This window comes from Neobacillus drentensis (genome assembly GCF_036966985.1).
Lineage (GTDB): Bacteria > Bacillota > Bacilli > Bacillales > Cytobacillaceae > Neobacillus > Neobacillus drentensis_E.
Genome location: NZ_JBALSN010000041.1, coordinates 1859 through 5568 on the forward strand (window position 1 = coordinate 1859; position 3710 = coordinate 5568).

6 protein-coding genes are annotated in these 3710 nt (G+C 35.2%); 4 read left to right on the forward strand and 2 right to left on the reverse strand.

All coding sequences use genetic code 11. The annotated features are described in order from the left end of the window. A partial coding sequence (locus V7659_RS02925) for an AMP-binding enzyme (RefSeq protein ID WP_420491698.1) occupies window positions 1-239 on the forward strand: 239 nt, incomplete at its 5' end. Window positions 240-290: 51 nt separating this feature from the next. On the opposite strand, the gene V7659_RS02930 is transcribed toward V7659_RS02925, so the two are convergent. Next, entirely contained in the window at window positions 291-989 is a 699-nt protein-coding gene (locus V7659_RS02930; protein WP_335537988.1) for a pirin family protein, read from the reverse strand. A gap of 351 nt (window positions 990-1340) precedes the next feature. Continuing rightward, on the reverse strand, window positions 1341-1889 hold the full coding sequence (locus tag V7659_RS02935) for a TetR/AcrR family transcriptional regulator (protein WP_335537989.1): 549 nt from the start codon (window positions 1887-1889) through the stop codon (window positions 1341-1343). 234 nt (window positions 1890-2123) lie between these two features. Here V7659_RS02935 and V7659_RS02940 point away from each other — a divergent pair, with 234 nt between their 5' ends. The 3 genes from V7659_RS02940 to V7659_RS02950 all read left to right on the forward strand — a co-directional run. Beyond that, window positions 2124-2957, forward strand: a complete 834-nt coding sequence (locus tag V7659_RS02940; protein WP_335537991.1) for an SDR family oxidoreductase — start codon at window positions 2124-2126, stop codon at window positions 2955-2957. Between the two features lie 114 nt (window positions 2958-3071). Further along, on the forward strand, window positions 3072-3419 hold the full coding sequence (locus V7659_RS02945) for a VOC family protein (protein WP_335537992.1): 348 nt from the start codon (window positions 3072-3074) through the stop codon (window positions 3417-3419). A 6-nt stretch (window positions 3420-3425) separates the two neighbouring features. Beyond that, window positions 3426-3710, forward strand: a 285-nt coding sequence (locus V7659_RS02950) for a hypothetical protein (RefSeq protein WP_335537994.1), incomplete at its 3' end; no start/stop codon positions are given.

Genomic DNA, 3710 nt, shown 5'->3' on the forward strand with positions numbered 1-3710 from the left:
ATGATTTAAAAGAAAAAATAAATGAAAATATTATACAGCTTATCGGAAAAATTGCCCTGCCAAAATCTATCATTTTCACAGAAACACTACCAAAAACAGTTAGCGGAAAAATCATGCGCCGCTTATTAAAGGAAATTTTCGTTTCAGGTAAGGTTTCAGGTGATATTACAGGGCTTGAAGATCCAGCAACAGTTGCGCAAATTCAAATGATTATCAATGAAAAATCGACAGTGAAATAAAACAAAAAGTCTGATGGGATTTCCATCAGACTTTACATATATATCAAACTACTATGCTTTTTTCATCTCTATTAGTAAGATATGCGAGGTTTTTTCTGCGTTAATTGTGATATCTTCTTCAACAATCTCCATTCCATCTCTATCAGAGAGCTCAATGCCATTAATGATAGAAGTACCTTCTATTTGAACTAAATAAGCCTGCCTGTCCTCTTTGACTGGAAAGCTTATTTCTTTTCCTTGCTGCAATTCCAAAGAATAAATGTTTGCATCTTGGTTAATCGTAATTTGAGCATCTCTGTCTTTTCCTGATACCATGTGCAGCCAAGTATTTTTTCTATCATCCCAATTGAATCTAAAATCACCATAGGATGGTGTATGGCCATTTTTGTCTGGTAAAATCCAAATTTGTAAAAACCTTGATGTATCTTCACCTAAATTATATTCGCTATGAAGCACACCCGTACCCGCACTCATATATTGAACTTGTCCACGTGTTATTGTATTTTGGTTACCCATGCTATCACCATGAGTCAACTCACCATTCACCACATAGGAGATAATCTCCATATTTTTATGTGGATGCGTACCAAATCCTGTTTGCGGGTTAATTAAATCATCATTGATTACCCGTAAAACACCAAACTGAATATTGTCAGGATTATAATAGTCTGCAAATGAAAAATGAAATTTACTTCTTAACCATCCAAGATTACTAGAACCCATATCATTGCTGTTGATTTTTCTTAGCATATTTTTCTCTCCAATCTATCATAAAAAATGTATATTAAGAAAACTTAAGTTCTTTAATAATGTTTGTGATGTTAATAATAGTTATCTTGAATTCGAGATAATTATATACATTATATTTCTTAGTGTCAACCTAAATCGGGTGTGATAATGGGTACATAAAATTAAAAAGTAAAGTCGTGCGACAGGTTCTAAGGGCTAACAATTTCTCAGGAAGAGTATTGTATTTGAATTCAATGATTACCACTTCTATTAAAGCATTAGACTCGGAGAAAGCCACCATAGCACATAAAAGAGGGCGTTTAAAAGCAATTTGATCTGCTTTTGGACACCCTCCATTTTTTAAATTGTCCGCTATTCCAGGTTTCTGTCCAACAATGCTCCCGTCTGCTCTGCCATCACACGGGCTGGCAATGGCATTCCATTCTTGAACCACCATTCCACGGCACCAACGACCGCTGAACCAAAAAATTGAAGAATAACATCTTTACTTAATCCTTGATTTGTTCCTTCGGTTGTTTCCACTTCAGGTTTAAACTCTTGGATGACTAAATCGAGAAAACGACTACGGAAATATGGTGCACCTTTACTCGCTAACATAGTTGAAAAAAATAAATAATTACGCTCAAAGTATTCGTACCAGACATAGTTTCCTTCTTGAAAAGTCATCTCAGATGCCGATTTGCATAGTTCTCGAAGATTGTCCATATGTTCTTCAATCATTTTATCCAATAGATCATATTTATCCGTGTAGTGAAGATAGATAGTTCCTCTATTAACATCTGCTCTATCAGCAATATCCTGAATGGTAATGTCATCAAAACTTTTTTCAGACATCAGTTCAGTTACCGCATTTTTTATCGCTACTTGGCTTTTGGCTATTCTTCTATCAACTTTAGACATTTTAATATACACCAATCTTTCTAGAGATATTCAACAATTTTAATTGATTTGTTTACTACTAAACAAATTGCGTTGAATTAACAATTGAAAACATCCTATATCTTTATATTATAATAGACGCGTGTTCAATTATATATCGTTGTAAATTTTTTTACTAGCATTGAATTGTATTACCTACGGAATGATAAAGCAAACAATAAACTAATCCTAGAAAAAATTTAAGGAGGACATACTATGAAAGAAGTTATACTTTGGACCGGTGCTGGACAGATTGGCATGGCGATAGCTAGAAGAATCGGTTTTGGTAAGAAAATTATTGTTGGTGATAAGAACCTAGATAATGCCAAGGCTATTGCAAAAATTATGAAAGATGCCGGATTTGATGTGATACCTGTCGAAACGGACATTTCTTCCAGAGAATCTATTTTAAATTTGATTGCAGAAGGTCAGAAGTATAGTAAAATCACTGCTCTTATCAATGCAGCAGGCGTGTCACCTAGTCAGGCACCTATTGAAACTATTTTGAAGGTGGATTTGTACGGAACTGCAGTATTGCTTGAGGAAGTAGGAAAGGTCATAGCACCTGGAGGAGTTGGTGTGACAATTTCCAGTCAGTCTGGACACAGAATGCCTCAATTGGGAGTTGAAATTGATGAACAGCTAGCAACGACATCAACTGAAGAACTCCTTAGTTTGGAGGTACTTCGTCCAGAAAATATCAAGGATACGTTGCACGCTTATCAAATGGCGAAACGGTGCAATGTGAAGCGCGTTATGTTTGAATCTATACGCTGGGGGAGGAAAAACGCTCGTATCAATTCCATTTCCCCAGGGATTATCGTAACGCCACTAGCTATAGAAGAATTCAATGGTCCAAGAGGAGAATTCTATAGGAATATGTTTGCCAAATGCCCTGCTGGACGACCAGGAACAGCTGATGAGGTTGCAAATGTTGCAGAACTGCTGATGATGCCGCAAGGAGCTTTCATCACCGGGGCTGATTTCCTAATTGACGGTGGAGCAACTGCTTCATATTTTTACGGACCACTTAAACCAACAGAACAATGAAATAATCTCTTATGGAGATAGAAATTCTGCAGGTTGGTTGAAGAAGGAATCTGTTTTTATTTGTAGAATTTCTAATTAAATAGAAAAATTAGAGAAATGAGGGAAACAATTATTATGATTAAAGGTTTCGGAGGAATATTTTGGAGGACTAAAAATCTAGATGTTATAAAAAAATGGTACAGTGAAGTGTTGAAGATTGAAATAGACAATTGGAATGGGACTATTATCAAATCCCAGCCAGGAAATGAAACGATCTTTTCTTTCTTTACTGAAGATGACAGCTATTTCCCAAGAGAGCAGCAAGTGATGTTGAATTTCCAAGTTTATGACCTAAACGAGACGATTAATCATCTTGAACAAATTGGTGTACCTCTTGCAAAGGAAAAAGAAATTGGTGATTATGGAAAGTTTATTTGGATTAAAGATCCTGAAGGAAGGCTGATTGAGCTATGGGAAAAATAACGAGCTATGCCTGATACATCAGTAAATTATACTTTTAAAGATAAAAAGTTTAAAAATACGGGGTTGGTAAAGATGAATTTCCTCCCGAAGAAAAAAGAATTTTTGCTTGATGAAGATATTGATGAACAGGAGTTTGTTGAGATAATATCTTCTATTTACAAGCAAGAAATTTTTATCTATGCCATAATTCCTGAATGTGAAAAAGAGTTATTGAATGAACTTTCAAGAGACTTTATAAAAGTTAAAGATATGCCATTACCAAGCACTTTTCCAAGGGAAATAGGGTATTTA

What these genes read in the sequence shown, in the direction of transcription:
- V7659_RS02930 (WP_335537988.1), bottom strand. Translation starts at nt 989, where the DNA reads ATGCTAAGAAAAATCAACAGCAATGATATGGGTTCTAGTAATCTTGGA.
- V7659_RS02935 (WP_335537989.1), bottom strand. Translation starts at nt 1,889, where the DNA reads ATGTCTAAAGTTGATAGAAGAATAGCCAAAAGCCAAGTAGCGATAAAA.
- V7659_RS02940 (WP_335537991.1), top strand. Translation starts at nt 2,124, where the DNA reads ATGAAAGAAGTTATACTTTGGACCGGTGCTGGACAGATTGGCATGGCG.
- V7659_RS02945 (WP_335537992.1), top strand. Translation starts at nt 3,072, where the DNA reads ATGATTAAAGGTTTCGGAGGAATATTTTGGAGGACTAAAAATCTAGAT.